This is a genomic window from Pontimicrobium sp. MEBiC06410, from assembly GCF_053601615.1.
Genome location: NZ_JBSHNT010000140.1, coordinates 84,201 through 108,059, shown reverse-complemented (window position 1 = coordinate 108,059; position 23,859 = coordinate 84,201). Strand labels below are relative to the sequence as shown.

General features: G+C 32.7%; 28 protein-coding genes and 1 pseudogene. 6 read left to right on the top strand and 23 right to left on the bottom strand.

Translation table 11 applies throughout. The features are described 5' to 3' along the window. Window positions 1-57 precede the first annotated feature (57 nt). From ACVC08_RS04250 to ACVC08_RS04235, 4 genes are read left to right on the top strand one after another with little or no spacing between them, the layout of a single operon-like run. Complete coding sequence (locus ACVC08_RS04250) at window positions 58-489, top strand: RrF2 family transcriptional regulator (protein WP_452599961.1); 432 nt, start codon at window positions 58-60, stop codon at window positions 487-489. A gap of 45 nt (window positions 490-534) precedes the next feature. Next, window positions 535-987: a hypothetical protein gene (locus ACVC08_RS04245; protein WP_452601112.1), complete on the top strand. Its 453-nt coding sequence runs from the start codon at window positions 535-537 to the stop codon at window positions 985-987. Beyond that, window positions 984-1,319 (top strand): cupin domain-containing protein, encoded by a 336-nt coding sequence (locus ACVC08_RS04240; protein ID WP_452601111.1) that lies wholly within the window; start codon window positions 984-986, stop codon window positions 1,317-1,319. The genes ACVC08_RS04245 and ACVC08_RS04240 overlap by 4 nt, the downstream gene beginning before the upstream one ends. 28 nt (window positions 1,320-1,347) lie before the next feature. Beyond that, complete coding sequence (locus ACVC08_RS04235; RefSeq protein WP_452601110.1) at window positions 1,348-3,567, top strand: nitric-oxide reductase large subunit; 2,220 nt, start codon at window positions 1,348-1,350, stop codon at window positions 3,565-3,567. Between the two features lie 387 nt (window positions 3,568-3,954). On the opposite strand, the gene ACVC08_RS04230 is transcribed toward ACVC08_RS04235, so the two are convergent. Further along, window positions 3,955-4,326, bottom strand: a complete 372-nt coding sequence (locus tag ACVC08_RS04230) for a hypothetical protein (RefSeq protein WP_452601109.1) — start codon at window positions 4,324-4,326, stop codon at window positions 3,955-3,957. After that, complete coding sequence (locus ACVC08_RS04225) at window positions 4,326-6,044, bottom strand: hypothetical protein (protein WP_452601108.1); 1,719 nt, start codon at window positions 6,042-6,044, stop codon at window positions 4,326-4,328. Before ACVC08_RS04225 ends, ACVC08_RS04230 begins: the two co-directional genes overlap by 1 nt. A 190-nt stretch (window positions 6,045-6,234) precedes the next feature. Here ACVC08_RS04225 and ACVC08_RS04220 point away from each other — a divergent pair, with 190 nt between their 5' ends. Next, on the top strand, window positions 6,235-6,468 hold the full coding sequence (locus tag ACVC08_RS04220) for a helix-turn-helix domain-containing protein (protein WP_452601107.1): 234 nt from the start codon (window positions 6,235-6,237) through the stop codon (window positions 6,466-6,468). A gap of 89 nt (window positions 6,469-6,557) precedes the next feature. On the opposite strand, the gene tsf is transcribed toward ACVC08_RS04220, so the two are convergent. The 18 genes and pseudogenes from tsf to ACVC08_RS04130 form a co-directional block, all read right to left on the bottom strand. After that, entirely contained in the window at window positions 6,558-7,529 is a 972-nt protein-coding gene (gene tsf / locus ACVC08_RS04215; RefSeq protein WP_452599957.1) for a translation elongation factor Ts, read from the bottom strand. Window positions 7,530-7,619: 90 nt separating this feature from the next. Then, window positions 7,620-8,387: a 30S ribosomal protein S2 gene (gene rpsB / locus ACVC08_RS04210; RefSeq protein WP_452599956.1), complete on the bottom strand. Its 768-nt coding sequence runs from the start codon at window positions 8,385-8,387 to the stop codon at window positions 7,620-7,622. A 189-nt stretch (window positions 8,388-8,576) separates the two neighbouring features. Continuing rightward, window positions 8,577-8,963 (bottom strand): 30S ribosomal protein S9, encoded by a 387-nt coding sequence (gene rpsI / locus ACVC08_RS04205; protein WP_452599955.1) that lies wholly within the window; start codon window positions 8,961-8,963, stop codon window positions 8,577-8,579. Next, window positions 8,963-9,418 (bottom strand): 50S ribosomal protein L13, encoded by a 456-nt coding sequence (gene rplM, locus ACVC08_RS04200; protein ID WP_452599954.1) that lies wholly within the window; start codon window positions 9,416-9,418, stop codon window positions 8,963-8,965. Before rplM ends, rpsI begins: the two co-directional genes overlap by 1 nt. A 222-nt stretch (window positions 9,419-9,640) precedes the next feature. Beyond that, complete coding sequence (locus ACVC08_RS04195; protein WP_452601134.1) at window positions 9,641-9,934, bottom strand: cupin domain-containing protein; 294 nt, start codon at window positions 9,932-9,934, stop codon at window positions 9,641-9,643. 37 nt (window positions 9,935-9,971) lie between these two features. Continuing rightward, window positions 9,972-10,145: a cupin domain-containing protein gene (locus ACVC08_RS04190; RefSeq protein ID WP_452601106.1), complete on the bottom strand. Its 174-nt coding sequence runs from the start codon at window positions 10,143-10,145 to the stop codon at window positions 9,972-9,974. Window positions 10,146-10,159: 14 nt separating this feature from the next. After that, window positions 10,160-11,722, bottom strand: coding sequence for an alkaline phosphatase family protein (locus ACVC08_RS04185; RefSeq protein ID WP_452601105.1), 1,563 nt, complete (start codon window positions 11,720-11,722; stop codon window positions 10,160-10,162). Window positions 11,723-11,929: 207 nt separating this feature from the next. After that, a pseudogene (locus ACVC08_RS04180) lies at window positions 11,930-12,013 on the bottom strand (type 1 glutamine amidotransferase domain-containing protein); the annotation flags it as partial. Between the two features lie 17 nt (window positions 12,014-12,030). Continuing rightward, window positions 12,031-12,516, bottom strand: a complete 486-nt coding sequence (locus tag ACVC08_RS04175) for a hypothetical protein (protein WP_452601104.1) — start codon at window positions 12,514-12,516, stop codon at window positions 12,031-12,033. A 168-nt stretch (window positions 12,517-12,684) separates the two neighbouring features. Beyond that, complete coding sequence (locus tag ACVC08_RS04170; protein WP_452601103.1) at window positions 12,685-13,362, bottom strand: type 1 glutamine amidotransferase domain-containing protein; 678 nt, start codon at window positions 13,360-13,362, stop codon at window positions 12,685-12,687. A gap of 312 nt (window positions 13,363-13,674) precedes the next feature. Continuing rightward, window positions 13,675-14,253 (bottom strand): Crp/Fnr family transcriptional regulator, encoded by a 579-nt coding sequence (locus ACVC08_RS04165; RefSeq protein WP_452599950.1) that lies wholly within the window; start codon window positions 14,251-14,253, stop codon window positions 13,675-13,677. Beyond that, the gene (locus ACVC08_RS04160) at window positions 14,253-14,696 is read right to left on the bottom strand and encodes a hypothetical protein (protein ID WP_452601102.1); all 444 of its coding nucleotides are present in this window, start codon (window positions 14,694-14,696) and stop codon (window positions 14,253-14,255) included. The genes ACVC08_RS04165 and ACVC08_RS04160 overlap by 1 nt, the downstream gene beginning before the upstream one ends. A gap of 3 nt (window positions 14,697-14,699) precedes the next feature. Next, window positions 14,700-15,230, bottom strand: a complete 531-nt coding sequence (locus ACVC08_RS04155) for a hypothetical protein (RefSeq protein ID WP_452599948.1) — start codon at window positions 15,228-15,230, stop codon at window positions 14,700-14,702. A gap of 22 nt (window positions 15,231-15,252) precedes the next feature. Then, window positions 15,253-15,786, bottom strand: coding sequence for a contractile injection system tape measure protein (locus ACVC08_RS04150; protein WP_452601101.1), 534 nt, complete (start codon window positions 15,784-15,786; stop codon window positions 15,253-15,255). 22 nt (window positions 15,787-15,808) lie between these two features. Next, window positions 15,809-16,183, bottom strand: a complete 375-nt coding sequence (locus tag ACVC08_RS04145; protein ID WP_452601100.1) for a hypothetical protein — start codon at window positions 16,181-16,183, stop codon at window positions 15,809-15,811. A 6-nt stretch (window positions 16,184-16,189) separates the two neighbouring features. Beyond that, window positions 16,190-16,732, bottom strand: a complete 543-nt coding sequence (locus ACVC08_RS04140; protein WP_452601099.1) for a DUF1697 domain-containing protein — start codon at window positions 16,730-16,732, stop codon at window positions 16,190-16,192. 6 nt (window positions 16,733-16,738) lie between these two features. After that, complete coding sequence (locus ACVC08_RS04135) at window positions 16,739-17,317, bottom strand: NIF family HAD-type phosphatase (RefSeq protein WP_452601098.1); 579 nt, start codon at window positions 17,315-17,317, stop codon at window positions 16,739-16,741. An 18-nt stretch (window positions 17,318-17,335) separates the two neighbouring features. After that, the gene (locus ACVC08_RS04130; RefSeq protein WP_452601097.1) at window positions 17,336-17,674 is read right to left on the bottom strand and encodes a cyclic-phosphate processing receiver domain-containing protein; all 339 of its coding nucleotides are present in this window, start codon (window positions 17,672-17,674) and stop codon (window positions 17,336-17,338) included. 254 nt (window positions 17,675-17,928) lie between these two features. On the opposite strand from ACVC08_RS04130, the gene ACVC08_RS04125 reads away from it, so the two are divergent. Continuing rightward, window positions 17,929-19,197: a phosphatidylserine decarboxylase gene (locus ACVC08_RS04125; RefSeq protein WP_452601096.1), complete on the top strand. Its 1,269-nt coding sequence runs from the start codon at window positions 17,929-17,931 to the stop codon at window positions 19,195-19,197. Between the two features lie 107 nt (window positions 19,198-19,304). On the opposite strand, the gene ACVC08_RS04120 is transcribed toward ACVC08_RS04125, so the two are convergent. The 3 genes from ACVC08_RS04120 to ACVC08_RS04110 all read right to left on the bottom strand — a co-directional run bounded on the left by ACVC08_RS04120 (window position 19,305) and on the right by ACVC08_RS04110 (window position 23,700). After that, on the bottom strand, window positions 19,305-19,724 hold the full coding sequence (locus ACVC08_RS04120) for a hypothetical protein (protein WP_452599942.1): 420 nt from the start codon (window positions 19,722-19,724) through the stop codon (window positions 19,305-19,307). 20 nt (window positions 19,725-19,744) lie between these two features. After that, complete coding sequence (gene polA / locus ACVC08_RS04115) at window positions 19,745-22,585, bottom strand: DNA polymerase I (protein ID WP_452601095.1); 2,841 nt, start codon at window positions 22,583-22,585, stop codon at window positions 19,745-19,747. 95 nt (window positions 22,586-22,680) lie between these two features. After that, a complete protein-coding gene (locus tag ACVC08_RS04110) occupies window positions 22,681-23,700 on the bottom strand; it encodes an isoaspartyl peptidase/L-asparaginase family protein (RefSeq protein WP_452601094.1) in 1,020 nt (339 codons plus the stop codon). Window positions 23,701-23,859: the final 159 nt, after the last annotated feature.

The following is a 23,859-nucleotide window of genomic DNA, read 5'->3' as shown; positions in this document are numbered from 1 at the left end:
ATAAAATTGTCCTTTATTAAAATTATCTATAACTTTGCATTATTAATATTATAATATATGTTTTCTAAATCTTGCGAATACGGTCTCAGAGCAGCTATATATATAGCACAGCAATCTAAACTTAATAACAAAGTAAGTTTAAACAAGATATCTGAAGAAATCAATTCGCCACAAGCTTTTACTGCTAAGATTTTACAGCAACTTACTAGAAATAATATTATTAAGTCTATAAAAGGACCCTATGGTGGTTTTATTGTAGAGAAAGATAAAATGACAACAAAATTAAGTGAAGTTGTTAGTGTTTTAGACGGAGACTCTATATATACTGGTTGTGGGTTAGGGCTTAAAGAGTGTGATGCTAAAGCACCATGTCCATTACATTTTAAATTTGCCGATATAAGAGAGCGCTTAAAAGTTATGTTGGAAAGTACAACATTAGTATCTATAACAGACGAATTGGATTTAGAGTCAACTATATTAAAACCATAAAAAAAATTTATAATTAAAAAAGATAAAAAGGTCTTTTAATCTTTTATGAAAACAGCAAGAATATATAATTATCGAATTGCAATAGTATTTGTATGGGTAGGATTTGTATGTGCCATAAGTTTTATGGAGGCATGGTTAAAGTTTCAAGCACCGGGAATTACAACAAAATTAGGATTAGGCATTGGGCAGTTAGTTTTTGGAATGCTAAATAAAGTAGAACTAACTAGTGCCGCATTAATAGTATTATCGCTCATCCTTTATAAACCTAAAAAATTACTAAAAGAATCCTATTACCTTTTTATAGGATTAGCTCTCTTAATAGTTGAGAGTGTATGGTTATTGCCAGCCTTAGATGCTAGAGCAACATTAATAATAAAGGGCGAAATACTTACAGAAAGTATGTTACATCTATACTATGTTTTATTCGAAATTATAAAAACAGTCTGCTTAGTAATGTATGGGATGAAACTTTTAAAACGAATGCAATTAAATAAATGAAAACAGCATCAATTACCAAAGATTTGGTTTATAACGACAATAAACCAAATATAACAGTTTTATTAAAAACAAAACAATCCAAAGAAATAAGAATAACAATGAAAAAAGGGCAGCTTATGAAAGAGCACAAAGCACCGTTCCCAATAGTTATTGAAGTTTTTGAAGGCGCCATAGATTTCGGTGTAAATGGAGAGCGTTACAAACTAGTAAAAGGAGATTTAATAGCACTAGATGAAAATGTTCCGCATGATTTAATTGGGGTTCAAGATAGTATTGTTCGTTTATCACTCTCACAAATGGATACGGTAGAACGTGTAGAAAACATAGCTTAAACAAATAAAATAATTAAGACATAAAAAAATGAAGAAAATTTGGATTGGATTTTCAAGCGTAGTTATACTATCTTTTATTGCATTAATATGGGTAGGTACAGAAATTTACCAAACACAACCACCTATACCAGATAAAGTTGTTGTAAAGGAAACGCAAGAGGTTATTTTTACTAAAGAAGACATACAAGTTGGGCAAAATGTTTGGGAGTCTATTGGAGGTATGGAAGTTGGGTCTATATGGGGACATGGAAGTTATGTTGCACCAGATTGGACAGCCGATTGGATCCATAAAGAAGCCATTTTTATGCTAGATAGCTGGGCAAAGCAAGATTTTAATGTAGCATACAACGCTTTAAATACAGAACAACAAGCTGCTTTAAAAGCAAGATTAATTAACCATGTAAAAGTAAATACATTTAATGAAGAGAATAGGGTTATAACAATATCTTTAGCGAGATATAACGCTATAAAAAATAACTCTAAATATTATGCAAAAATTTTTTCTGAAGGGCATGAACAATATGCCATTCAAAAAGGAACTTTAGTAAATAAAGAAAAACTAGAACAGTTAAACGCATTCTTGTTTTGGACATCTTGGGCTGCTAGTACAAATAGACCAAACCAAGAGTATACTTATACTTCAAACTGGCCACATGAACCCTTAATAGACAATACCATTACTCCAGATTCTCAAATTTGGTCTGGATTTTCTATTATACTGTTATTACTATTTATTGGGATATTAGCCTATTATTATATAAGAAACCATGAAAAAGGTGAGGCTGTTGTACACCCAGAAAAGGACCCTATAAGTAATCTTACACTGACACAATCTCAAAAAGCGGTACTAAAATATTTTGTAGTTATTTCACTATTAATAGGTTTGCAAATTATACTCGGTATTTTAACTGTGCATTATACAGTTGAAGGGCAAGCCTTTTTTGGGTTCGACCTAGCTAATATATTGCCTTATTCTATTACACGAACTTGGCATACACAATTAGCTGTATTTTGGATTGCTGCAACTTGGTTAGCAACAGGTTTATTTTTAGCACCTATGATTAGTGGAAAAGAAATGAAATTTCAGGTTTTTGGAATTAATTTTCTATTTATAGCCTTACTTATTATAGTATTAGGCTCTTTGTTAGGGGAGTGGTTAGGCGTACACCAGTTTTTAGATTTAACAACTAACTTCTTTTTTGGGCACCAAGGTTATGAGTACATGGATCTTGGACGATTCTGGCAAATATTCCTTGGTATAGGGTTAGTTTTATGGGTTGTTATGGTTGGTAGACACATTCTTCATGGGATTAGAAAAAAGGATGATTCTAAGCATCTATTAATCATTCTTTTAATTTCTGTTATTGCTATTGGAATGTTCTTTTTCTCTGGATTAATGTATGGCGAAAATAGTAGTTTACCAGTTATTAATTATTGGAGATGGTGGTTAGTACACCTTTGGGTTGAAGGCTTTTTTGAAGTGTTTGCCACTGTAATTATTGCATTTATATTTTTAAGAATGAAAATAATATCTGCTAAAACAGCAGGGAAAGCTTCTATAGCATCTGCCACTATATTTTTGGCGGGTGGAATTATTGGAACACTTCACCATTTATATTATTCTGGTACACCCGTACAAGCTATTGCGCTTGGTGCTACATTTAGTGCTTTAGAGGTTGTGCCATTAACTTTAATGGGATTTGAAATTAGAGAAAACTGGAACTTGTTAAAGTCTAATGAATGGATGCAAAAGTACAAATGGCCCATCTTTTTCTTTATAGCAGTAGCCTTTTGGAATATGGTAGGAGCTGGTGTATTTGGTTTCTTAATTAATCCGCCAATTGCATTGTACTATATACAAGGTTTAAATACTACAGCTGTGCATGCGCATACCGCTTTATTTGGTGTCTATGGAATGTTAGGTATGGGATTCATTATTATATGCCTGCGTTTTTATTCGGACAGAGTATGGCATTCTAAAAAGCTAAAGCGTGCATTTTGGTTATTAAATATAGGTCTGGTAGCTATGGTAGTTTTAAGTTTATTACCAGTTGGTATTATACAAGCATACACTTCTATTACCAAAGGATACTCTTATGCTAGAGATGCTGAGTTGTTATACTCTCCAACAGTACAAACCTTAAAATGGTTAAGAATGATTGGAGATATTATATTCTCTGTAGGTATATTTTACTTCTGTTGGTTTACTATACAGGAAACAGTGTATTGTATTAAAAAGAAAAACTAAAGACTAAATTTAAATATATTAGGTAAATAAAAAACCACTATTCTAAAAATAGAGTGGTGGTTTTTCAGCATTTTATAATATGTAGATTTTAATTTATAAAAATTTTAGCTTTTTGTTGCTTAAATATAGGTGTTACTTACAGATAAATTAATACTAATTTATTACTCTATTAATTTGACCATGTAACTTTATATCTATTGTAGATAGAGTCTTGAGTTTTTTCTAGAACAAAAAGGAAAGGGAATAATTCATGATTATGATTTTTTTTGAAGCTATTAGTGTTTAAAATGACATCGCACATTCTAAAAGTTATATTGTTATTATTTACTATTTTAGTATCACGACATTTTTTTTAACGTTTGGTTCATATAATAAATGCACATCCATTTAATGTTCTTTTCTACCATATTTTTCTTTAAAAGTTATAAAACTATTAAACAATTTCTCCTTATTATTATCTTTAAAATATGTTTTTAAAGACATGATAATAGATGATGTAGGAATAGAATCCGTAATTGCTTTAATTACATGTTTCTTTAATTCGTCATCATTATTTATTGCGTTATATTGTTCTTTAGAGAGGTAATATGATTTACTAGCATTGATACTATACCTATTATAAAGGTCGTTGACAAATTTAGTTGAATCTGCTTTAATTATTTTAGATATATTTATATTAGTTCTAGGTTCTTCACTTTTACAATCTTGCAATAAAAAAAGAAAAACCATTATTAATGAATAGATAAGAGTTTTTTTCATTATTCTGTACATATTTGGTTGTTATTTTCTTCAATATAATTATTTATTGTGTTATCTATGGAGTTTTTTTCCTCCTCCGTTAACATATCCCAAGCTGCAACATAGTTTTCATATCTAAGACCACGCCATGCTAAATTCATATAAAGGTTGTCCGGTTGTTCATTATCTGCTACAGCTATTCCTGTTGCATATTCTTGAGTTGCTCTAGCGATTGTATCTATAAAATAATTTGCCATAAAATTATGACTCCAATCTTCATAGTTTCTAAAGTGATCATATATTGTGTAAAGATTATTATCAATTAAAGCTTGATATATTTCTTCTAAACTAGCTCCACTATAGTTTCCTGCTCCAATAGCTTCTACTAATTCTCTGAAAAATTCAGCATGTAATATTTCATGAAAAATAGTTTGAGCTAATAATACGTTAGGTTGGTAATCTACACCATATACAGTATTTTCATTATTAATATTAATAGTAATTAAGTCATTTTCATTAGGTTGATGTGTTTCTGCATAAAAAGCTCCCAAAGTATTATTTAATTTCAGTATAAGTTTAGCAGGAGATTGTTGATTTTGAAATTTATTTAAAATATTCCGTACTGAATTTTGTTGAGAAATTTTATCATAAACACATTTAGCTTTCCCAGTTAGTTTATTAATTATTTTCTCTTGAAAGTTAACGTTATATCCATCGCATATAGCTTGTGCTGCAATTTGTGCGAATTCAGTGTTATCAGAGTTTTGATTAACAAATTCATTTAAATCACTTACTTGCTTACATTTATCTTCATCACTTAAACATGTTACTAAAGCAGCATCTAAGCCTAAAGTAGTCTCTAAGTTGTTTAAAGCGTCTGTAGCAGAACAATCATCCTCAATCAAAGGGCAATCTGTACATAATATTACTTCTGTATCAGGTATAGGCGTGTAATTTCCACCACCATTACTGTTTGTTGTATTACTATTTGTATTGTTATTAGACGGATCATAACCCGAAGTAGAGCCGCTTCCGCAATCTTGTTCATTAGAGGTTAAAACATAACCGCCACTGGTAGCCATTAAATCGGGATTGCCCCATGCATGGCAACCGCCTGGATTTGTGGCACTATAACCGCCGTCTTGATACGTATGGTTTCCTCCTGCGCCACAAGTACTAGCTTGTTGCCATTCGTAAGAGTACACTGTACAGGTCTCGGCGTCTGAGTTTACTTTATTAAAAATAGAACTAGAAATGTCTTCTAGTGGTACATATGTAATTTTATTGTCTACGTCTACTATTTCTTGGTTTGCTAATGTACTGCGTTCTTCTATTGTTATAGCGTATTGTACTAAATAGACTTTATAGGTTCCGTCTGTTTGTTCTTTTAATAGTAGGTTTTCTAAAAGACCGTTATCTTCTGTTCTTGTTACACCAAAGGTATACCGTTTCAAGCTGTTGTGTTCTATTACTTTGGCATAATCGGTGTTAATAGTAAAGTCGTACTGCTCGTTGTATATAGTTTTACTTGTTTTAGCTTCTATTTGTTTTGTTTTTTGCTTTTCTAAAATGGTTTTAAGTGCTTTGTTGTTTTCTATCGTTTTAGAGCGTACGGTTGTAAATGTAACATTCGAGCTTTTTTGCTGTTCTTCTTGGATAATGGTATCGTCGTCCTTTTGGCAATTAAATAAAACGAGAATTAGCGAGAGTACAAAAATGTGTAGGGTTATTTTTTTCATGTGCATTAAAAGCTATTGTTACGAGTTAAAAATATATTGATTATTAGGTGGTTAAAAGCGATAATTAGTAAAGACTACTGTTTTGTTAATTAAATATAACTATTAATTAGTTAACGGCAATATAGTAAAAAAATCACAATAACACATATTTGTGTTTATTATGTTCTTTTTCTGTTCTCATCTTTAGCACATGGAACTAAATGAAGAACAGTTTATAATACGCTTTGGAACGCATTTAAGACAGCTTAGGACGTCTAGAAAATTATCTCAAGAGCAATTAGCGAACGATGCTGATATTCCTATTAATCAAATAGGGAGGATAGAACGTGGAGAGATAAAAACTACTATTGGTACACTATATGTTATTGCTAATGCTTTACAAGTAACAGTACAAGCGTTGTTTGATTTTGAAATTGAAGACTAATTAAAACTAAAAAACCACTAGCTCTAGAATAGAGTAGTGGTTTTAATGTATTGTTTAGATTTCCGCTTTCACGGAAATGATTATAAATTCTATCCTAAAGATACACGTTTAAAAGCTGTAACTGCTACTTTGTTATTAGCAACGTAATCTGCAACGGTTTGCTTTTCGTCTTTAATAAACTTCTGGTCTAATAAACATTGTTCTTGGTCTAATGTTGTGTTATCTGATACAAAACGCTCCATTTTACCTGGTAAAATTTTATCCCAAATTTGTTCTGGTTTACCTTGAGCTTTTAATTCTGCTTTAGCATCCTCTTCAGCTTTAGCCATTACTTCTGGAGTTAATTGAGCCATAGAAATGTATTGAGGTACGTTTTTAAGTGTTTTACCTAAACGTCCTAGCTCAATATTATCTTTTTCTATAACTGCAATTCTAGCTTCAGTTTCAGCTGCTACGTATGCAGGATCGAAATCTTTGTAAGATAACGTAGTTGCACCCATAGAGGCTACTTGCATAGCGACGTCTTTAGAAACTTCGGCTGCATTATCAATACTTTCAGATAAACCAACTAAAGCTGCAATTTTGTTAATGTGAACATAAGTACCAACATAAGCTGCTTCTAATTTTTCAAAAGCGTTGATTTCTAATTTTTCACCAACAACACCAGTTTGTTCAACTAATTTTTCTGCTACAGTAATTCCTCCAAAATCTGCTGCTAAGAAATCTTCTTTGTTATCGAAGTTAATAGCTATATCTGCAAATTGGTTAGCTAATGCTAAAAAGCTTTCGTTTTTACCAACGAAATCAGTTTCACATCCTAAAACGATAGCAACACCAACAGTGTTATCTGCGTTTACTTTAGAAACTGCTGCACCTTCGCTAGAATCACGATCGGCTCTTTTTGCAGCTACTTTTTGTCCTTTTTTACGTAAAACATCAATAGCTTTGTCGAAGTCTCCTTCTGCTTCTACTAATGCTTTCTTACAGTCCATCATTCCTGCGCCTGTAGCTTTTCTTAATTTGTTTACTTCTGCTGCTGTAATTTTTACTGTAGTACTCATAGTAAGTATAATTTGAAAAAAGTCGTTTAATTTATTTTCAATATCTGAAAAAGAATTAAACGACTCTTAAAGTAAATGTTATTATATTGTTTATTCTTCTTCTTTTACTGCTTCAGCTTTTGCTGGAGCTGCTTTAGTTGCTGCTTTTTCAGCTTCTTTATTAGCTTTTTCAGCTTTACGCGCATTAAGACCACTTGTTACAGCATCTGTTACATGCGTTAATATTTTATCGATTGATTTAGAAGCATCGTCATTTGCTGGTATAACGTAATCTACTTGACGTGGATCTGAGTTAGTATCTACCATTGCAAAAATAGGAATGTTTAATTTTTGTGCTTCTTTAATCGCGATATGCTCACGTTTAATATCTACAACAAACAAAGCTCCTGGAAGACGTGTCATATCGGTAATAGATCCTAAGTTTTTCTCTAACTTAGCTCTTAAACGGTCTACTTGTAAACGCTCTTTTTTAGATAACGTTAAAAATGTCCCATCTTTCTTCATTCTATCAATAGTAGCCATCTTTTTGATTGCTTTTCTAATAGTAACAAAGTTTGTTAACATTCCACCTGGCCATCTTTCTGTGATGTAAGGCATGTTAATTTTACCTGCTTTTTCAGCGACGATGTCTTTTGCTTGTTTTTTTGTAGCAACAAATAAGATTTTACGTCCAGAGGCTGCAATTTTACTTAATGCTTCTCCTGCTTCTTCTATCTTAGCTGCTGTTTTGTAAAGGTTTATAATATGGATACCGTTACGCTCCATATATACATAAGGGGCCATGTTTGGATCCCACTTACGTGTAAGGTGACCGAAGTGTACACCTGCTTCAAGTAATTCTTTTACTTCTACTGCCATTTTGTAATAGTTTACGTTCTGTTGAATTAGCAATAATTAAGTGGTCTTTATATTTAAATCGCCTTAACTATTTAGATGCTAAACTAAATCCTGTCTTTTGGACTAGGACAACAATAACTGTTTTAATTTTTTTGTGTTTAACAAGATTGAAAAAAACTGATGAACAGATTCCCAATCGAGTTGAGAATTTTAACGTTTTGAGAATTGGAATTTCTTACGCGCTTTCTTCTGTCCGAATTTCTTACGCTCAACCATTCTAGGGTCTCTAGTTAATAATCCTTCAGGCTTAAGAATACCTCTGTTTTCGTCATTTAACTCGCACATTGCACGAGAAATTGCTAAACGGATAGCTTCTGCTTGTCCTGTAATACCACCTCCATATACGTTTACTTTAACATCAAAGTTACCTTCGTTTTCCGTTAACATTAACGGTTGGTTTACTTTGTACTGTAACGTAGCTGTAGGGAAGTAGTCTTTTAATGTCTTTTTGTTTACTGTAATTTCACCTTTTCCTTCAGAAAGGTAAACACGAGCAACAGCCGTTTTTCTACGACCAATTTTGTGTAATACTTCCATTACTTGAATTCGTTTAAGTTAATTGTAGTTGGTTTTTGAGCTTCGTGAGCGTGCTCTGTTCCAGTTACAACAGTTAAATTTCTAAAAAGCTCTGCTCCTAATTTATTTTTAGGTAACATTCCTTTTACAGATTTCTCTACTAATCTTGCTGGATCTTTTCCAAACAATTCAGTAGCAGTTAAACTTCTTTGACCACCTGGGTAACCGGTGTGGCGAATGTACGTTTTGTCATTCCACTTGTTTCCCGATAAGTTGATTTTTTCTGCGTTGATAACAATTACGTTATCTCCACAATCAACGTGTGGTGTGAAGCTAGGCTTATGTTTTCCTCTTAAAAGTTTTGCAACTTTAGAAGCCATACGCCCTAACGTTTGACCTTCAGCATCAACTAAAACCCACTGCTTATCTACAGTTGCCTTGTTAGCTGAAATCGTTTTGTAGCTTAATGTGTCCACAATTATTAATTTTATTTATTAAACATTCCTCTCTCGAAAAGAGTTTGCAAATTTACGATTATATATTTGATTACCAAATAGTGAAGCCCTATTTTTTATAGACAAAAAATCGGTTCATTTATTTATAGATACTAAAAGGCTTAATCTTTTAATAATTAAGTTGTTATTAGTTTGTATAGATGTAACAATATTAGTACTTATTAAGATAAGATAAAACAAGTATTAATTATGTGTTAGTTTGGTAATGATTTTTTGATGTTGGGGAAATTTAGAAATTAGCTCTGTTCTATTTGGAAGTTCGAAATCACTAAAATCGAATCCAGGCGCCACAGTGCATCCCACTAATGCATAAGTATCGTTGCCAGAAACTTCGGCAGCAAACCAATCGCCTCCAGAAACTACTAATTGTGGCACTTCTCCGGCAGTAAAATCTCTTCCTATTTTATATTCTGAGTGTTGGCCCTCTGGAGATATTGTATGTAGTTTAATAGTAGTACCATCGTAAAAATGCCAAATTTCATCTTGCTTAATACGGTGAAATGCTGAAAACGTATTAGACAGTTAATAAAAAATAGATACATGTAGAATAACTACGTACACCGTTATAGGTTGGGTCTAAGCTATCTGTGTTAATGTTACCGATACTTCTATAAGTTTCTTTAAAATAACCACCTTCGGGATGTGGTTTTAGATCTAGTAATTTTATAATATTCTCTATGTTATTCATTTATTAAAAGGGGGCTAGTTATACGCTTCATACGATTTACGAATGTAGTCTTTTGCTTCTTCATCGGTTTTAAAATCTGGTGTTTTAAAATTCTCCCCTGTTTCTCTATTTTTATGCTCGGTAAGTGAAGCAGCATGTGCTTTTATAATTTGTGAAGCATGATTAGGAATTTTAACCGAAGCATCTGCTACTGGAGCTTTAATACCTTTCATTGGGTCGTCTTTTCTAACTTCGGAGAGTGAAAGCACATCTAAAATGCTTGGGGCGGCCTTGTCTCGGTTGGTTAATGGTAATAAATTGAAGAGTTCTTCTATTGTTTTTAGTATGGAGGTATGGTCTAAAGGTGTTTCGCTTTTAGTTCTATATACAGTACCGGCTTCAATCCAAGGCGATATTAAAACACAAGGTACTCTAACACCAAAACGATCAAATTTAAAACCTGTGGCTTTATTTATAGCTTCTGGATTAGGTTGCGTAGCGCCTGTTGGTGGTGTAACATGATCATAGCAACCACCATGCTCATCATAATTTATTATTAATAAGGTATCTTCCCAATATTTAGAGTTTTTAAGGGCATTGTATATTTTTAACATGTAAGCCTCACCTGCCGCTACATCGTAATTTGGGTGTTGACTATTGCCATAGCTTCCCCATTCGGGTTCTATAAAAACATAATCTGGAAGGTTCTCATTATCTAAGGCATCTTGAAACGCTTTAAACTCCCCATATCCACAGCCTTTAGGCACACTACCATCTTTTTTGTATATGTCTTGACAAAACGAATAGGTATAAGAGTATTTAGAGCCATCTCCATAAATTCCCCAAGTATGATTATTACTTTCTAGATGTTTAAAGATGCTTCTGGCACTATAAGATTGTGTTTCGTCGTATAAATGTCCTTGAGAAGTTGCCATGTGCATAAAAGCTCTGTTCGGAAGAGTCTCAGATGGAACTGAGCAATAATAATGATCGCAAACAGCGTAGCTTTTAGCTAAGTTTGAGAGTACCGGCAATGTCTCTGGCGTATACATGCCCATAATATCTTTGGGTTCTGTATTTGGAAATTTGCTTACTATTTCTAAACCAGACTGTGGTGGCGAAACATGTTTGTACCAATGGTGGTAGTTTTCGTCTTTATAGTGGTCTGAAACTTTATGTGGTGCTTCTGGTGTTGTTTTCGTTTTATTTGTTGGTTTTTTAGGATGAAACGGCGGGTCTCCAAAGTATTTGTTTCCTATTTTGTTTTCAAAATCTCTAACAAAGCCTTGGTTTGGTGCAATACCAGATGGATATGGTGGGTTTAAATTTCCAAATAACTGAAAGTTAGTATTCATAAACCCTTCTCCAGGATCCATTTTAGGCATATAGTAAGTGTACGGGTTGTCGTTTTTAATAGGGAATACTTGTATTGTGTCGCCTTTGCCATCGGGATTTGTTTCTTGTCCTGTCAGGCCTTCAAAAGGGTGGCCTAGTGGCGATTTGTTGTCTTTGTATAAAAAGCCTAGCATATGATCGAATGAGCGATTTTCGAACATGACTACAATTATGTGTTTGATTTTTTCTTTAGGTGGTATCATTTCTTTTTGGTTTAATGAGTACTCTAATTTAGAGTTTAAATCATAGCATTCCAAATTTTTGGAATAGTTACAGTATACTATATGTATAGTTAAGTGAGCTTGTTGATTATTAAAGAGACCTTTTCTAAAATGATTATAATAAAGTATAAAAAAAGCGACTTGAGGTTTATTTTCAAGTCGCTTGCAATATTATTTGTGTAATTAAAGTTACAATCGTTTTAGCAATAACTCTGCTACTAATTTGGAAGACGCTGGATTTTGTCCTGTAATTAATAAACCGTCTTCTACAGCTGTTTTAAGCTTTGCTGTTATGCATTGAAGTTTATATCAATACTGTAATCTAGAGGCTTATCATTTTTAATTTTCTTAAACCATTCATTCTTTTTAATATCCATAATTTTTTCATCATCAAAATGAGATGAAACTCTATGAGATTCAGTAATGTCTTCAGGTTTGTAAAACATATAAAGTCTAAGTTCAACTACTTCATATTCAAAATATCCATAAAAATGATGTTCAAACCTTAATCTACGATTAATACACTTAGGGTTTTCTGTCCTTCCTTGGTAACTAAATATATCGCCTACACTAGCAAATACATTTCCGTCTGGGCAATAAATTTCTTCATTCAATTCTGGAGAGTATAATTGTTTCAATGAAACTTGATTGTAATGATTATAAAATGCATTTAAGGCTTTCATAGCGGTGATGCCATCTTTATATTTATCTAAATTAAGATGTTTCTTTATAGACTGAATCAATAAATTTTCTACTCTATCGTAATTATAGTCCATATATAAAATCTTTTTCCTGCATTACTTACAACTATTATATAAACGTAACTCATCACGCATATATAGAACAATATACCATTTTTTAACCTATCTATTCAAAACACAAAAAAGAAAAGCGACTCGAAAATAAACTTCAAGTCGCTTGCAATATTATTTGCGTAATTAAATTTACAATCGTTTTAGCAATAATTCTGCTACTAATTCGGAAGACGCAGGATTTTGTCCTGTAATTAATAACCCGTCTTCTACTGCGTGAGGTTGCCAATCGTCTTTTCTAGAGTAGATGCCGCCATTATCTTTTAGCATATCTTCTACTAAAAACGGTACTATAGATGTTAACTCTACAGCGTCTTCTTCGGTATTAGTAAAACCGGTTACGTTTTTACCTTTTACTAAAGGAGAGCCATCTGTGTTTTTTGTATGTTTAAATACTGCTGGGGCATGGCAAACCGCACTTACGGGTTTGTTGTTTGTGTAAAACGATTCTATTAATGCAATAGAGTTTTTATCTTCTGCTAAATCCCATAAAGGGCCGTGGCCGCCAGGGTAAAACACAGCATCGTAATCTGCTTCGTTTACGGTTTCTAATGTAATAGATGTTGCTAAGGCATTTTGTGTGGCTTTATCATCGTTAAAACGAATGGTTGCAGGTGTTTCAAAATCTGAAGTCGCGCTTGTTGGGTCTATTGGTGGTTGCCCACCTTTTGGTGAGGCTATGGTTATGTTTACGCCTTTGTCTTTTAATATATAATAGGGTGCTGCAAATTCTTCTATCCAAAATCCTGTTTTGTGTCCTGTATTACCTAAATCTTCGTGGCTTGTTAATACAAATAGTACGTTTTTCATGGGTATCTGTTTTTATGTATAGTGTAAATAATATTCTGTATGTAGATTATATACTATACAAATTTAGTGTAGCAGCTACAGTGAAAAAATGAGGTATGTTAAGAAATGAGCTTATTGTGTTTTTCCTTTGTTAAAGCATTTGAAAAGGCATATTAAGTTTATTATAAAAGTTGACGTCAGTTCGAGTGATTTTGAGGCATGAGAAATTATATCGATAACTAATTTTATAACATTCTTATTCTCGATATAATCCCGTTAATTAGGTTGCCTATTACACTCAATTAACAGTTTAACTTGTAGGTTGTTGTTATTCTAGCCTGTAGCAATGTCTTTTCTAATTCTACTTAGGCTTTCTGTGGCAATACCTAAGTAGGAAGCGATGTGGTAATTTTTTACGCTTTTCTCTATATTAGGGTAGGTGTTTATAAAGGCAATATAGCGTTCTTTTGCTGGTAGGGCTAAATTGGCAAGTATGCGTTTTTGAAAACTGGCAAATGCTTTTTCCATTTTTAGTCTAAAAAAAGTTTCTAGCTGCGGAATGTCTTTGTAGAGCGTTTCCATACTTTGTTTAGAGATTTTAAATAGTGTGGCATCTTGTATGCATTCTATGGTTAGGATGGCTTTTGATGCTGAAAAGAAAGCTGTAAAATCGCTTATCCACCAATCTTTAATGGCAAATTGAAGCGTGTGTTCTTTTCCTGATTTATCTATAAAATAGGTTCTTAAACAGCCATTGTAAACAAAATATTGATGAGCTACCAAATCGTTTGCATTTAAAATGGTATTTCCTTTTTTTACCTCTAGTGTTTCAAAATGGTTTGCTATGTTGTGTTTGTTTTCTGAAGAGAGTGCTGTGTCTTTAAAGATTTCGGATATAATACTGTTTTCCATTAGTCTTCGTAATCTGCTTTCTTTTTTATAATGTTGATGAGTGCTGCGATAATTTCAGCTTTTGTAATAGTATCTTTATCGGAATAGATTAAGTAGTCTACTATACCATTGTCTTTAATTTGAATAGAAACATCTCCTTGTCCTATATCTTTTTGTACTATGGTGATATCGGCTAAGCCATTCTTTTTTATTCTAACTGAACGATCTGCAAATCCAGAATGCTTTAAAATAAAATCGGCTTTGTATTTACGGTCTGTAAACCCAACGGTAATATCTGCAAAAGTTTGTGTAAAACGCACTGAAATATCCCCAAAACCATTAGTTTTAATTCTAATAGAAGTATCTGCAAAACCTGTGTCTTTAATTTCAACGGATTCTTGACTTATTATCGTATTGGTAAAAAGCGATAATGTAACTAATATTAATATTTTTTTTAATATCATAATTTAATTTTTAGGCAAATAGTTGCTAGGTATAGGGTTGTCTTTAGATTCTTGTGTCCAGTATATATTAATAATCCACCATCTTTTACCATCGTTTAATAATTGTATACTATTTATTCCTCTCATAAATGGGACTGTATCCTTTTCGCTATTAAAAGCTTCGTAAGTACTAAATACTTGGGTTATATTTCCAAAAGTATTTTCTGTTCTATGTATTTCTTTTTCAAAAAAACCATTATCTACTAACCATTTTCCGGAAGTTTTAATATAATCGTCTGGTGTCATAAAACGTGCTTTGTATGTGCCTTCTTTACTTTTGCCAGAGGGTATTAATTTAGCATCTGGATGGAATAAATATTTAAATAGTTCCCAATCTCTTGCTTCTCCTTTTTCTCCAGAAATTACAGCGTATAGGGTTTCTATTGTACTGTCTAATGTTTTTACTTTTTCGTTGTATTTAGAGGTTGTAGTTTGTGCTTTTGTTACTATTGTAAACAAACAAAGTAATACGGTGGTGAGTACTAATTTTTTCATGTGTTTGTAGTTTTAGAAGTTATTAATATGGCCAATTAACATGTAAGGGTTTAGTCATCCACGGCAATTTTATAATTGAAAATGATAATGGAGATTTTATTAATAAAATATCGTAAGCTCTTTTTTCTACGGTTAATTCCCAGCGGTCTTCCTGTTCTACTAATAGACCATCTCTTACTAGCCAGTTTCCTCTAAAACCATTAACAGTACTTTGTCCAATGGCATCCCAATTGTCTATAGCAGATTTTATTAAACTATTCATTAATGTTTTCTCATCGTCCGAAATAGTAATGTGGTCTTGCATTGGCGTATCTACAGCTAAACCACAAAGGACTTTATTTAATGGGAGTAAAGAGACTTCGGTTTGTTCTAATCCCGTAACTAAGTATTGTAAATAGTGTACGGCGTCTAGTTGTGCTTCTTGTGTAATAAATGTTCTCTCTTTTATAAGATCTAGCCTTATAAATAACATCATAATATAAGATTGTAAGATTACGATTCCTGCATTAGGTATAGAAATATTTTGATGTAATATATTATTAGTGGTGGCTTTCATTTGTATTTGTCTTATTTAGTTTTTAATAGCGTATTATTGGTTCTAAGTTATTAATAATCATTGAATACCACACTATTGCGGCCCAAAACCAGAGTGTTATAACATAAATGAGGCGTAATAGCATTATTTGTTTTATTATTTTACTTAAATAATACCATGCAATACCAGCAAGAATAAACCCAAATGCCCATGCCATGCCAGCAGCTATTGTTGTTGGCCAAACCCAATCGCCTCTCCAATCGTTTAATGTTGGGTAATTGTTAAACAGAAAAGAGACCGTGTAATACAATAGTGCACCGAGAATCCCCATGCTTAATAGCCCTAATGTTAGTGTAACTATAAAAGCTATAGCAGAAAATTTAGTTGTAAAAGGTAAGGGTTTCCAGTATTTTAACATGTTTCGTTATGTGTTCAACTTCTTATCTATTCGTAGTAGTGTATTCCAGTTTCTAGTAGTAATGTTTTTGCCAAAACTATGCTCTAAAGTTGTTATTGCTTTCGTTGTTTTAGATTTTGAAAGATCTAATACACTAATAATATTTTTGTTTTTATAGTCTAATATTTTATAAGCTTGGTCTTCGCTCTCCCAAGGTATTTGCAAGTTTGGTTCTACAGCAGTTTTTAAAAATGAAATATAAAGTTTGATATCTTTAGTTATTTCTAGATTATTAAAAGGGGCTTCTTTTAATATGTGTTGTATTGTTTCTGCTGTTCTTACAATTGTGGGAATAGGAAACCCGAATGTTTTTTCTAGGTGTAGCGTTATATTTTGTTCGATTATTGCTATGTCTTTGTTTGTGCTATCGAAAATAATATTACCAGAATTTAAAATGGTTATTATGTTTTTTAAACCAAGTGTTTGTAACTCGTTTTTTAAATCTGCCATAGGGACTTTATGGTGTCCGCCAACATTAATGCCTCTTAAAAATGCGATATATGTTTTCATAATATTTTAAAATTTAGTGTTCCAACCTCTTTTTTCAATGGTTCGTACATTAGGAGCGTCTTTTAAGGTCTTTAAATATTGTGCTAATTTTTTAAGCTCATTGTCTTGTGAATCTCCTAAAAACTCTTTTGGATAAATAGCATTGCCATAGTTGTTGCTGCACTTGTAAGGCGTATCGTCTATTATTAATATTTTGTTGAGTTTAAATCCTTTTCTTTTTAGTTTTTTTAATGGTTTTGTATAATGATAATGATCTAAAAAATGGCTTTCGTAATTCCCATAATTGTCTATTTGCAATTCTCTATCTCGTTTGTATGTGCAACGGCTTCTGCCCCAAACGAATTGTAATGTTATATCTTTAGGAAAGATACATTTAACAACTTTTTTTACGTAATCGTCTGATGCAGAAGACCAAATAGCAATTAAAAAGTCGTCTTTAATTGTATTAAGAAAATCATTTAAATATGGTCGACAATAAATATAATAATTGAAAACTTTAAAGTCGTTTTCTCTATTTAGTAACTTTGGGGTTGCATGAATTAATGTTTCATCTATATCAAGTACAAGAAGTATTTTATTTGTCATTTTAAAAACTTCTGTTTATTAAGAGTTGTTTAAATGCTTAATATAATTATTTAAAAGCCCTCTTATTTGCTCAGCTGCTACTGGATTTGCAGAATGTACTTTAAATTCTAAGTTTTTTAAATCTAATCCAGATTGGTAAACTAGCCATTTTGCAGCTGCTAACCCATCAGGGGCTACAGTGGTTTTATCTTCTTTAAGACCTAGATCGTTATCGAAGCTTATGTAATTTGGTAAGCCATTGGTTTTAATGTACTCTATAAATGCATCGTAGGTTCTAACAATGTCAAATTCCGATTCCATAGATTTATCATAGATCATATCTATGGTCCTTACGTCGTCTAAGAAAAGTTTTTTCATGTATTATTTAAAATAATATAATCGCAATATTACAATTGTTTTTTTTCTTTATTAGTTTCGATTAAAAGTACAAAATAATATGTCTTTCGCTATAATATGATGAAAAAACTTAGGTAGTTCTACTTGCTTTTTAAATCGGTATTTTTACGCTAGTAAATGTTGAGGTACTGTTGGACATTTGTTATGTAATTATTTATAGCGGAATCCGAAAAGCTAAATTTAGATAGAGTAGGAGGTTTTAAAAATTAAATACAATGGCAAATAGAACACATAGTAGTGTAGTTGAGGCATTAAAAATAATGCTTAATAGAAATTTAGAAATGAAAGAAGCGCTATTGGCATCTTTAAAAGTTGCGAATGTTAGAGCTAAAGAAAGTTTAAATGAAAATTTATATAAAGCTATAAATAATGAGTTTCAGGGTAATGGATGGCCAACTACTATTGATGCGTATTACGATTATTTAGAATTGTATGTACGTTTAGTGCCTAATGAGAGTAATGATGAGAGTTATCCTAATGCATGGAAAAGTAATGGAGAAGCTAATGGCTATAACCAAAAAGTATACGATTTATTATGTCAGTTTTACTGGTTGGTAGATCAGAAAATTCCTGAGACTAATATTTCTATGCAAAGTTTTAAAGAGTTTGCAGCTTGGCTAGTAAGTTTTGCAAAGGCTTGGGGAGAATTTTTAGATACAGAACCTTCGCTAACAACAGAGAGTTTGCATTCTTTTAAGTATGATACAATGTATAATTATCCTTTATATGCAGAGAATGAGTCTACATGGAATACATTTAATACTTTTTTTTACAGAGAATTTAACGGTGCAGATAGTAATACAGGTATAACTCCATTACGCCCTATTGCAGAGCCTGATAATAATGAAACTATAGTGGCGCCTGCCGATTGTACATTTCAACAAGATTATGCTATAGACAATAGCGGAAATGTTTTAGATAAAGATGGGAAAATAACATCTGTTGTTTTTAAACAAACACATGCTATTGGAAATATTAATGATCTTTTAGATAATAGTGAATATGCAGAGTGTTTTTATGGTGGTACTTTTGTGCATTATTTTTTAAGCCCATTCGATTATCATCGTTTTCATACTCCAGTAGGAGGACAGGTCTTAGAAATTAAAGATATACAAGGAAAAGTGTATTTAAATGTAGTGCTTAAAGACGATGGGCAGTGGGATGCACCAGATGGTGCGGGTGATGGTTACGAATTTAACCAAGCAAGAGGTCTTGTTATTGTAGATGCTGGAGAAGCGGTTGGTAAGGTTGCAATTTTACCTATTGGTATGGCTCAGGTGTCTGGTGTAGAAATGTATATAGATAAACTTAAAGACAAAACAGTTGTTAAGGGACAGGAGTTTGGTAAGTTTAAATTTGGTGGATCGGACATTATTATGTTGTTTGAAAAAGAACCAAAAGAGTTGTATTTATTTAAAAAAGATCCCGCACACAATCCTATCCATTTCCAGTATGGACAAACTGCTGTGTATTGGAATAAATAAACATATTGTTAGTTGTAAAGTCTATAGTAATAGCTTTTGCAAGAGAGAACGGCGAATCTTTTAGATTCGCCGTTTTTGTTTTTATAATAAACTATATAACTATATAGTTACTCTTTTACTCTTGTTAAAATAATCGAGTTTACATCATTAAATTCTGTTGGTCTTGTAGTACTGAAAGAAGAGGCTAATTGTATAGTATTATCATCTATTGCTTTAGCTATAAATAACATTTTCTTCTGTTCTTTTGTTTCCAACATGGTTACTATTAAGTCTATTTCTACAGGGGTTGCCTCATAGTTTACTTGGTACGTCATGGAGCCTTTTTTTCCTTTCATTACAAATTCTTTACCTCCAAGTACTTGTCCTTGGGCTTCTAGAGTAGCGTAACCTTCTTTATCGAAAATAAAATAGCCGATGTCTCCTTTTTCTTCTCCAACCCATTTTCCAACAATATCCATTGTTGTTTTATTTGTTGTAAATGATGATAGTGATAAAATAGAAATAAATAGTAATATTAATTTTTTCATGATTTTTGTTTTTATGTTTTCTAGTGTGCTTCCAGCCAATTCAACCCAGTATCTAGTTCTACATCTAAAGGGACTTCTAGCTTAAATGCATTTTCCATTTCTGTTTTAATAAGGGTTTTCATCTCCTCTAATTCTGGCTTGTAAACGTCGAACACCAATTCATCATGTACTTGTAATAACATTTTGGTTTTATAGTTGCCAGCTTCTAGTTTGTTATAAATGTTAATCATAGCAATTTTAATAATATCGGCAGCGCTACCTTGTATTGGAGCATTAACAGCATTACGTTCTGCTGCTCCTCTAACAACAGCATTACGAGAGTTAATGTCTTTTAAATAACGACGACGCCCTAATACGGTTTGTACATAACCATTATCGCGAGCAAAATCGACTTGATCGCTTATGTATTTACGTAGTTTAGGGTATGTTTCGTAGTAGGTGTCTATTAGTTCTTTAGCTTCACTTCTGGTTAAATCGGTCTGATTACTTAGTCCAAATGCAGAAACACCATAGATAATCCCAAAATTAACAGTTTTAGCATTGCTTCGTTGTGCTCTAGTTACCTCTTCTATAGGAACATTAAATACTTTTGCAGCGGTAGAGGCGTGAATGTCTTCACCGTTTTTAAACGCAGAAATCATGGTTTCTTCTTTACTAAGCGCAGCTATAATACGCAGTTCTATTTGCGAGTAATCGGCAGCGAGTAATATATAATCTTCATTTCTTGGTACAAATGCTTTTCTTACTTGTCTTCCGCGTTCTGTACGGATAGGAATATTTTGTAAGTTAGGGTTGTTACTGCTTAAACGGCCTGTAGCAGCAACGGTTTGCATGTAATCGGTATGTACGCGTCCTGTATGTTCTTCTACTTGTGTTGGTAATGCATCTACATAAGTACTTTTTAATTTAGCTAATCCACGATAATCTAGGATATTTTGAATAATTTCATGGTCTTTTGCTAAGTATGATAAAACATCTTCAGCTGTAGAGTATTGCCCTGTTTTAGTTTTTTTAGGTTTATCTACTAACTTTAGTTTTTCGAATAAAATAACGCCTAATTGTTTTGGAGAGGCTATGTTAAACTCTTCACCAGCTTCGGTATATATTTTAGATTCTAATGTTTTTATATCGTTGTTTAACGCTTCTGAAAGCGAATTTAAAAAGGTTTTATCTAGATTAATACCTTCTAACTCCATAGCTGCTAAAACACGGAGTAAAGGCACTTCAATATCATCGAATAATTTTTGTGTACTGGCGTCTCCTAATTCCTTCTGGAAATGTTCTTTAAGTTGTAATGTAATGTCTGCATCTTCAACAGCGTATTCTATTTGTTTGTCTAAAGGTACTTCGCGCATAGATAGCTGGTTTTTCCCTTTTTTTCCAATTAAATCTGTAATAGAAATTGGTGTGTAGTTTAAATAAGTTTCAGCTAAGACATCCATATTATGACGCATGTCTGCATTAATTAAATAATGCGCTAACATGGTGTCAAATAAAGGCCCTTTTACTTCTACATTATATTTGTTAAGAACTTTAATGTCGTATTTTAAGTTTTGTCCTATTTTCTCAATAGTCTCATTTTCAAAAAATGGTCTTAATTGTTCTATAAGTTCTTGTGCTTCGTTTCTGTTTTCAGGAAATGGAATGTAAAACCCTTTACCTATTTCCCAAGAAAAGGCAATACCTACAAGCTCGGCAGTTAATGCGTTTAAACCAGTTGTTTCTGTATCGAAGCATACACTGGTTTGATTCATAAGGTTTTTAATAAATAGTTTCATCGCCATTCCTGGTGAAACACTTTGGTATACATGAGCTGTTGTAACAGCTGTTTTTCTACTATTTTCTGTAACCGTTTCTGTTTCTGTAGATGGCTGACCTCCAAATAATGAAAATTGTCCAGCTCCTGCTGCGGCTTGTTCTTTAGGTGTTGTTTTAGGCGTTGTTTTTGCTTCTTTTGTGTTTGAAGTATTTTCAACTGGAGCGGTAAATGTTTTAGTGAAATTGTCTATTAAGCGTCTAAACTCTAACTCTTGGAATATGGTTGTTACAGCTGGAATATCTGGTTCAGACATTTCAAAATCTTTAGCATCAAATTCTACTGGCACATCTAGCATAATTGTAGCTAGCTTTTTAGAAAGCATACCTAATTCACCATTGGCTTCAATTTTTTCTTTCATTTTTCCTTTCAGCTCATGGGTATTGGCTAAAAGATTTTCCATACTTCCGTATTTTGCTAAAAACTTTTTGGCTGTTTTGTCTCCAACACCTGGTAAGCCCGGTATGTTGTCGGCAGAATCGCCCATCATTCCTAGGTAGTCTATAACTTGTAATGGGTTTTCAACTTCAAATTTTTTCTGCACTTCTGGAATTCCCCATGTTTCGTACCCTCCACCAAAAACTGGGCGATACATAAAAATATTTTCTGAGACTAGTTGTGCAAAATCTTTATCTGGTGTTACCATAAAGGTTTTATATCCTTCTTTCTCGGCTTTTTTAGCTAAAGTACCTATAACGTCATCGGCTTCGAAGCCTTCTTTTACCATAATAGGAATGTGCATAGCACGTAAAATATCGTAAATTAATGGTACAGCAAGTTTAATAGCTTCTGGTGTTTCATCTCTATTGGCTTTGTATTCTTGAAACATTTCTATGCGATCTGTACTTCCGCCTTTATCAAAACATACTGCTAAATGATCTGGACGTTCTCGTTTTATAACATCTAATAAAGAATTCATAAACCCCATAATGGCTGAGGTGTCTAAGCCTTTAGAATTTATTCTAGGGTTTTTTATAAATGCATAGTAACCACGAAAAATTAAAGCGTAAGCATCTATTAAGAACAATCGTTTTTGATCTGACATTGTATAGGTTTTGATAGAATCTCAAAACTACAAAAACTTATGCTTTAAATTGAGTGGTGGTCTTTGATTTTTTATAGTATTAAGAGAATAATGTGTTATTCTTTTTTATTCTTAATCATGTATTCGGATTGTAAATTCTCGTTTTTACCATCTTGAAATTTGGTCATGCTAAACCATTGATGAATAGAGAAACTGCCTGTTTCCCCTTTTTTATTCATAGCAATATACCCCACTTGGAAGTTTTTGTAGTTGCTGTTAGGTTTGTCTATTATTCGCTTTATCGCTTCTTTACATGCTTCTTGTGGTGATTTGCCTTGTCGCATAAGTTCTACAACTAAAAAGCTTCCTACAGTTTTTACAACTTCTTCACCTAAGCCAGTTGCCACGCAACCGCCAATTTCGTTATCTACAAATAAACCAGACCCTATAATTGGTGAGTCTCCTACGCGTCCAGCCATTTTATATGCAAGGCCACTTGTTGTACATGCGCCAGAAATATCTCCATTTTTGTCCATTGCAAGCATACCAATTGTATCGTGGTTTTCAATGTTTATTATAGGCTTGTATTTAGCGTCTTTTAACCATTCTTGCCATCCTTTTTTTGAGGCTTCGGTTAATAAGTTTTCTCGTTTCATACCTTTAGAAACAGCAAATTGCTCTGCTCCTTTACCTGCTAGCATAACATGTGGCGTATCTTCCATGACTTTTCTAGCGACTGAAATGGCGTGTGTAATATTTTGCATGTAAACTACAGCCCCACAATCTCCATCCTTATTCATAATGCAGGCATCTAATGTTACATTGCCATCGCGATCTGGTCTACCGCCTTTACCAACAGATTGGTTTTTTATATCTGCCTCTTCTACCATACAGCCTTGCTCTAAGGCATCTAAAATAGAACCGTTTTCTTGTAATACAGATGCTGCTTTTGTTGTTGCATTTGGTACATCCCAAGTAGCAATAACAATGGGTAATTTTTGTTGTGTATCTGTTTTATTGGTTGTTACTGCTATTTCTTTTTCGGGGGTATTGTCTTTGCAACTTGTTACAGCGCTTCCAACTGCTAGACCCACGCCTGTTAGTGAGGCATTTTTAAGAAAGTGTCGGCGTTTCATTATAATTGGGTAGGTTTAATTTATTCTAGCAATATAGGATTTTTCAATTTAAAGGGGCTTTAAATATATCTTAAAATTGATTTGATAAATGGTTTAACAGTTTAGAAAAAGAACAAGTCTCAATTCCCTAAACTTTTATTTTAAGGATATAAAAATGAA

Bases quoted from the DNA above. Each gene is read 5' to 3' on its own strand.
- tsf (WP_452599957.1), bottom strand. From the start codon at position 7,529: ATGAGTACTACAGTAAAAATTACAGCAGCAGAAGTAAACAAATTAAGA.
- ACVC08_RS04220 (WP_452601107.1), top strand. From the start codon at position 6,235: ATGGAACTAAATGAAGAACAGTTTATAATACGCTTTGGAACGCATTTA.
- ACVC08_RS04125 (WP_452601096.1), top strand. From the start codon at position 17,929: ATGGCAAATAGAACACATAGTAGTGTAGTTGAGGCATTAAAAATAATG.
- ACVC08_RS04110 (WP_452601094.1), bottom strand. From the start codon at position 23,700: ATGAAACGCCGACACTTTCTTAAAAATGCCTCACTAACAGGCGTGGGT.
- ACVC08_RS04230 (WP_452601109.1), bottom strand. From the start codon at position 4,326: ATGAAAAAAACTCTTATCTATTCATTAATAATGGTTTTTCTTTTTTTA.
- ACVC08_RS04245 (WP_452601112.1), top strand. From the start codon at position 535: ATGAAAACAGCAAGAATATATAATTATCGAATTGCAATAGTATTTGTA.
- ACVC08_RS04130 (WP_452601097.1), bottom strand. From the start codon at position 17,674: ATGAAAAAACTTTTCTTAGACGACGTAAGGACCATAGATATGATCTAT.
- ACVC08_RS04120 (WP_452599942.1), bottom strand. From the start codon at position 19,724: ATGAAAAAATTAATATTACTATTTATTTCTATTTTATCACTATCATCA.
- ACVC08_RS04165 (WP_452599950.1), bottom strand. From the start codon at position 14,253: ATGGAAAACAGTATTATATCCGAAATCTTTAAAGACACAGCACTCTCT.
- ACVC08_RS04175 (WP_452601104.1), bottom strand. From the start codon at position 12,516: ATGGACTATAATTACGATAGAGTAGAAAATTTATTGATTCAGTCTATA.
- ACVC08_RS04155 (WP_452599948.1), bottom strand. From the start codon at position 15,230: ATGAAAAAATTAGTACTCACCACCGTATTACTTTGTTTGTTTACAATA.
- ACVC08_RS04135 (WP_452601098.1), bottom strand. From the start codon at position 17,317: ATGACAAATAAAATACTTCTTGTACTTGATATAGATGAAACATTAATT.
- ACVC08_RS04170 (WP_452601103.1), bottom strand. From the start codon at position 13,362: ATGAAAAACGTACTATTTGTATTAACAAGCCACGAAGATTTAGGTAAT.
- ACVC08_RS04225 (WP_452601108.1), bottom strand. From the start codon at position 6,044: ATGAAAAAAATAACCCTACACATTTTTGTACTCTCGCTAATTCTCGTT.
- ACVC08_RS04190 (WP_452601106.1), bottom strand. From the start codon at position 10,145: ATGAATAACATAGAGAATATTATAAAATTACTAGATCTAAAACCACAT.
- polA (WP_452601095.1), bottom strand. From the start codon at position 22,585: ATGTCAGATCAAAAACGATTGTTCTTAATAGATGCTTACGCTTTAATT.
- ACVC08_RS04140 (WP_452601099.1), bottom strand. From the start codon at position 16,732: ATGAAAACATATATCGCATTTTTAAGAGGCATTAATGTTGGCGGACAC.
- ACVC08_RS04235 (WP_452601110.1), top strand. From the start codon at position 1,348: ATGAAGAAAATTTGGATTGGATTTTCAAGCGTAGTTATACTATCTTTT.
- ACVC08_RS04160 (WP_452601102.1), bottom strand. From the start codon at position 14,696: ATGATATTAAAAAAAATATTAATATTAGTTACATTATCGCTTTTTACC.
- rpsB (WP_452599956.1), bottom strand. From the start codon at position 8,387: ATGGCAGTAGAAGTAAAAGAATTACTTGAAGCAGGTGTACACTTCGGT.
- rpsI (WP_452599955.1), bottom strand. From the start codon at position 8,963: ATGGAAGTATTACACAAAATTGGTCGTAGAAAAACGGCTGTTGCTCGT.
- ACVC08_RS04250 (WP_452599961.1), top strand. From the start codon at position 58: ATGTTTTCTAAATCTTGCGAATACGGTCTCAGAGCAGCTATATATATA.
- ACVC08_RS04145 (WP_452601100.1), bottom strand. From the start codon at position 16,183: ATGTTAAAATACTGGAAACCCTTACCTTTTACAACTAAATTTTCTGCT.
- ACVC08_RS04150 (WP_452601101.1), bottom strand. From the start codon at position 15,786: ATGAAAGCCACCACTAATAATATATTACATCAAAATATTTCTATACCT.
- ACVC08_RS04185 (WP_452601105.1), bottom strand. From the start codon at position 11,722: ATGATACCACCTAAAGAAAAAATCAAACACATAATTGTAGTCATGTTC.
- ACVC08_RS04240 (WP_452601111.1), top strand. From the start codon at position 984: ATGAAAACAGCATCAATTACCAAAGATTTGGTTTATAACGACAATAAA.